At 51.4% G+C, this 5,992-nt stretch carries 3 protein-coding genes; all 3 read right to left on the bottom strand.

From position 1 onward, the window contains the following. On the bottom strand, nucleotides 1-1,838 hold a 1,838-nt coding region (locus CX664_RS23435), incomplete at its 3' end, for a DUF1601 domain-containing protein (RefSeq protein WP_146000271.1). A 205-nt stretch (nucleotides 1,839-2,043) separates the two neighbouring features. Continuing rightward, nucleotides 2,044-5,622, bottom strand: coding sequence for an RAP domain-containing protein (locus tag CX664_RS23440; protein ID WP_101749055.1), 3,579 nt, complete (start codon nucleotides 5,620-5,622; stop codon nucleotides 2,044-2,046). Between the two features lie 120 nt (nucleotides 5,623-5,742). Beyond that, nucleotides 5,743-5,992: RAP domain-containing protein (locus tag CX664_RS23445; protein ID WP_146000272.1), on the bottom strand; the 250-nt coding region annotated here is incomplete at its 5' end.

A 5,992-nucleotide genomic window follows, 5' to 3' on the forward strand; every position in this document is an offset into this window, starting at 1 on the left:
CTGTCCACCAGTTTCGCCATGGCCCACAGCAGGTTGGTAATACCCTGTGGGTTAAAGTTAGCTGTCTGTGCGTTCACATGGGGTAACAGCCTGGCCACGACTTCTTTGAGCTTTGGCGTCCGCTCCAGCCCGTTGTCCACCAGTTTCGCTATGGCCCACACCAGGTTGGCAATACCCTTTGGGGTAAAGTTAGCCTTCTGTGCGTTCACGTGAGGCAACAGCCTGGCCACAGCTTTTTTGAGCTCTGGTGTCCACTCCAGTCCGTTGTCCACCAGTTTCGCCACGGCCCACAGCAGGTTGGTTATTTCCTGTGGTTTACTGTTAGCTTTTTGTGCGACCACGTGGGGCAACAGCGCGGCCAGGGCCTCTTTGAACTCTGGTGTCCGCTCCAGCCCGTTGTCCACCAGTTTCGCTATGGCCCAGAGCAGGTTGGAGATTTCCTGTGGTTTGTTAGCCTGTGCATTTACGTGGTGCAACAGCCCGGCCACGGCTTTGTTAAGTTCTGGTGTTCGCTCCAGCCCGTTGTCCACCAGTTTCGCCATGGCCCACAGCAGGTTGGCGATACCCTGGGGATTGAACTGGTTTTTATGTACGTTTACCCGGGACAATAGCGTGGCCAGGGTTTCTTTGAGCTCTGGTGTCCGCTCCTGTCCGTTGATCACCAGTTTCGCCATGGCCCACAGCAGGTTGGCGATATCCTGGGCATTAAATTGGTCTTTCTGCACGTTGACGTGGGGCAGCAGCTCGGCCACGGCTTCGTTGAGCCCGGGTGTCTGCTCCTGCCCGTTGATCACGAATTTAGCCATGGCCCACAGCAGGTTAGCGATTTCCTGTGGATTAAAGCCAACTTTTTGTACGCTCACGTGGGGCAACAACGCAACCAGAGCTTCTTTGAGTCCTGGTATCCACTCCTGCCCGTCGTCCACCAGTTTCGCCATGGCCCACAGCAGGTTAGCGATATGCTGAGGAATAAATTGGTCTTTCTGTGTTATCACGTGGGGCAAAAGTGCAGCCACGGCCTCTTTGAGCCCGGGTGTCTGTTCCTGCCCGTTGTTCACCAGTTTCACCATGGCCCACAGCAGGTTAGCGATATGCTGAGGAATAAGTTGCTCTTTCTGTGTGTTCACGTGGGGCAAAATGGCGGCCACGGCCTTTTTGAACTCTGGTGTCCGTTCCTGCCCGTTGTCCACCATTTTTGCCATGGCCCACAGCAGGTTGACGATTCCCCGGGCATCGATATCCCTGGCTTGAGGTTTTTGGTTGCACTTGAACGTTATTGCACCAAATAGCCTGGACAATAAAGCAGCTTGAGTGAGCTTAACACGCTGATCCACGGGCTTATGAGGGGTAAAAACACCTGCTGAAGTCAATGAGTGAAATGTTGTCGTCAGGCTTCGCCAATTCCAGCTCCGTGTGACTGTGAAATTTTGCAGCAAATGCATCAGTTGGCTTTGTTCTGCTCGAGTTAATGGTCTTTTAGACGCTGACGTGTATTTTTTAATTGAACTGGCATATAGGCCGTGATCTCTTCCATCATAGCGATGAGCGAAACTATCCGATTTACTCACCAGGCCATCCATTATTTCTGGTTTGATGAGCGCATTAAAATCTTGAGCAGGGTTTACTGAACGGCGCTGTAGATATTGAGAAGAACATGGGGCAGAAGAATGGTAAAATGCATTGCGCCCCGTAGCAGTGTGGGGGGGATTATCCCCTTGTTTGACTTTGGCATTTCTATATCGCCCACGCCTTGAACAAGCGGCATGGTCATTCGGTTGGTTGTAAGCATTATCTGATCTTGCGTATTTACCACTGATACCTGCAGAGCTTCTGTCCATAATTATATTTCATTAATTCATGAAAGCATAAAAAGCAGACTGCTGTTCTGTTCAGAAGTTCATTTTACTGAAATGCCTATAAGACCAAGCCGTTGGGGATACACATCTACATCTGATGCCACCAATCCGTTATTTTCAAATCATTTTGGGCAACAGGTATTCAACGCTGGCGCTCCTTCCCTGGAATATCAACACAGTTCTGGAGTCATGGTGAAAGGGAAGAGGTTATTGGCTTTTTTTTTCTCTTCCTTTTTCTTTTTATTGGTTTGCCTGTTTGCTTTTCTAAATGTTCTTCGGCGGCCAGGTAACAGTGATCTGAGGATTGACACCCTTTATCGACGGTAACGTTTGCCTCATCTGCCCACCCGATTTTATATGATACGAAGCCATGGCCCTGAGGCGGGATGTCCACCCGGGTCTTTATCTGATCAATACATCGTTTTATTGAATCCGGGTTCCAAAAGGTGTAAGTCGGGATTTCAATGACCTCAAATCCTGCTTTTTGCAGCAGTGCGATTTTCAGCAGAGTCGAACCATTCCTGGTTTTGAAATCACCACACACGTAATGAGAGGGGCCCTGAATTTCAATAATAATATTGTGGTCTGGCAGTAACAGATCAACCGGAGGTAATGAGTTCAGACTCCTTTCTGCTTCAATCTTTAAAGAGGGAATACATGATTGAAGTTGATCGCGGAAGTCGGTTTGAAGTTTTGAAATGGTTGTCTGGTAATGGGGGACGATCGGACACGGTCTGCCAAGCCAGCTTGCGGCCATGGCAATGATGGATTGTTCATCGCCATTGTTTGGGGCTGCATTTTTCAGGCGAGTAAACAGGGCATCCATGTGCTTTTCAAGCAAGCTGTTTTTATTGGCATTGGCATCTGGAGAGAGCCTGGCACAGCATACCAATACTCCCCAGAGAGACATTGATATATCTTGCTGAGATAACTGAGGGCATTGACTGATTTGGTAGACAAGAAGTTCAGACGTGGATTTAACCACATTCAGCTCAACGAGCTCACCCAGTTTCGCCATGGCCCACAGCAGGCTGGCGATATGCTGAGGAATAAACTGGTCTTTCTGTGCGTTCACTTGGGACAACAGGGCGGTCACGGCCTTGTTGAGCTCTGGTGTCTGCTCCTGCTCATGGATCACCAGTTTCGCCATGACCCACAGGAGGTTGGCGATTTCCTGTGATTTAAAGCTGGCTTTCTGTGCGTTCACGTGGGGTAACAGTGCGGCCACGGCCTCTTTGAATTCTGGTGTCCGCTCCTGACCGTTGTCCACCAGTTTCGCCATGGCCCACAGCAGGATGACGATATCCTGGGGATTAAATTGGTCTTTCTGTGTGTTCACGCAGGGCAACAGCGCGGCCACGGCCTCTTTGACCTCTGGTGTCCGCTCCTGCCCGTTGTCCACCAGTTTTGCCATGGCCCACAGCAGGATGGCGATATCCTGAGGATTACATTGGTCTTTCTGTGTCTTCACGCAGGGCAACAGCGCGGCCACGGCCTCTTTGACCTCTGGTGTCCGCTCTTGCCGGTTGTCCACCAGTTTCGCCATGGCCCACAGCAGGTTGGCGATATGCTGAGGAGTAAATTGGTTTTGCTGTGCCTTCACATGGGGCAACAGCGCGGCCAAGGCCTCGTTGAGCTCTGGTGTCCGCTCCAGCCCGTTGTCCACCAGTTTCGCCATGGCCCACAGCAGGTTGGCGATTCCCTGGGCCTTAAATTGGTTTTTCTGTGCGTTCACGTGGGGTAACAGCGTGACCACCGCCTCTTTGAGCCCTGGTGTCCGCTCCAGCCCGTTGTCCACCAGTTTCGCCATGGCCCACAGAAGGTTGGCGATTCCCTGGGCATTTAGCTGGTTTTTCTGTGCGTTCATGAGGGGCAACAGGGTGGCCACGGCCTTGTTGAGCCCTGGTGTCCGCTCCAGTCCGTTGTCCACCAGTTTCGCCATGGCCCACAGCAGGCTGACAATGCCCTTGGCATTAAATTGGTCTTTCTGTGTGTTCACATGGAACAACAACGCGGCCACGGCCTCGTTGAGCCCTGGTATCTGCTTCTGCCTGCTGACCACCAGTTTCGCCATGGCCCACAGCAGGTTGGCGATATCCTGGGCATTAAATTGGTCTTTCTGTGCGTTCACGTTGGGCAACAGCGCGGCCACAGCCGCTTTGAGCCCTGGTGTCCACTGTTGCCCGTTGTCTACCAGTCTCGCCATGGCCCACAGCAGGTTGGCGGTATGCTGAGGAATAAATTGGTCTTTGTGGGTGTTCACATGGGGCAACAGTGCGGTCATGGTCTCTGTGAACCCTGGTGTTCGCTCCAGCCCGTAGTCCACCAGTTTCGCCATGGCCCACAGCAGGTTGGCGATACCCTGGGCCTTAAATTGGTTTTTCTGTGCGTTCACGTGGGGCAACAGCGTGGCCACGGTCTCTTTGAGCCTCGGTGTCCACTGCTGCCCGTTGTCCACCAGTTTTGCCATCGCCCACACCAGGTTGGCGATACCCTGGGCCTTAAATAGGTTTTTCTGTTCCTTCACGTGGGGCAACAGCGCAGCCACGGCCTTTTTGAGCCCTGGTGTCCGCCCCAGCCCGTAGTCCACCAGTTTCGCCATGGCCCACAGCAGGTTGGCGATATGCTGAGGAATAAATTGGTCTTTCTGTGCGTTCACGTGGGGCAACAACGTGGCTATTGTCGCTTTGAGGCCTGTTGTCTGCTCCTGTCCGTTGTCCACCAGCTTCGCCATGGCCCACAGCAGGTTGGCGATATCCTGAGTATTGAATTGGTCATTCTGTGCGTTCACCTGCGACAACAGGGTGGCTACGGCCTCTTTGAGCTCTGGTATCCGCTCCTGCCCATTGTCCACCAGTTTCGCCATGGCCCACAGCAGGTTGGCGATTCCCTGGGCATTAAATTGATCTTTCTGTGCGTTTACCTGGAGCAACAATGCGGCCACGGCCCTTTTTAGCCCTGGTGTCCACGCCTGCCCGTTGTCTACCAGTTTCGCCAAGGCCCACAGCAGGTTGGCGATATGCTGAGTATTAAATTGGTCTTTCTGTGCGTTCACGTGGGGCAACAGCGCGGCCACTGTCGCTTTGAGCCCTGGTGTCCACTCCTGCCCGTTGGCCATCAGTTTCGCCATGGCCCACAGCAGGTTGGCGATTCCCCGGGCATCAATGTCCCTGGCTTGAGGTTTTTGGTTGCACTTGAATATGATTGCATCCAGTAGTGTCGACAATAAGGCAGCCTGAGTACACTTAACACGCTCATCCATGGGTTTATGAGGGGTAAAAACACCCGCTGAAGTTAATGAATGAAGTGTGGTCGTAAGGCTTCGCCAGTCCCAACGCCGTGTTACGGTAAAATTTTGCAGCAAACCTGTCAGCAGGCTTTGTTCCGCTCGATTTAACGCTCTTTTAGCAGCTGATGTGTATTTTTTAATTGAATTGGCATACCAGCTGTGATTTCTTCCATCATAGCGATGACCCAAACGATCCGATTGACTCACCAGATCATCCATTATTTCCTTTTTGATGAGCGCATTAAAATCTTGAGCAGGGTTTACTGAACGGCGCTGTAGATTTTGAGAAGGGCATGCGTCAGCAGAACGGTAAGATGTATTACGCCCCGGGTTAGTGCTTGGGGTATCATCCCACTGCCTGACCGTGGCATGTCGGTATCGTCCACGCCTTGAGGAAGCGGCATGGCCACCCGGACGGTTACAATCATTAACTGATCTGGCGTATTGACCACTGATACCGGCAGAGCTTGTATCCATAATTATATTTCATTAATTCATGAAAATATAAAAAGCAGACTGCTGTGCCGTTCAGAAGTTCATTTTGCTGAAATGTTTATATACTAAGCAGTGCCGTATCTCTCATCTGCCGACTCGCTTTTAACTGATTACAGAGCCATGACCCTGTGGCGGGATGTTTACCCTGGTCTTTATTTGATCAATACATCGTTTTATTGAATCCGGGTTCAAAAGCGTGTTAACCGGGACTTCAATGACCTCAAATCCTGCTTTTTGCAGCAGTGCGATTTTCAGCAGAGTCGAACCATTCCTGGTGTTGAAATCACCACACACATAATGAGAGTCCCGGAACTCAATAATAATATATGTGATCTGGCAGATTGCAAAAAAA

This window comes from Endozoicomonas acroporae (assembly GCF_002864045.1).
GTDB lineage: Bacteria > Pseudomonadota > Gammaproteobacteria > Pseudomonadales > Endozoicomonadaceae > Endozoicomonas > Endozoicomonas acroporae.

What these genes read in the sequence shown, in the direction of transcription:
- CX664_RS23440 (WP_101749055.1), bottom strand. Translation starts at nt 5,622, where the DNA reads ATGGATACAAGCTCTGCCGGTATCAGTGGTCAATACGCCAGATCAGTT.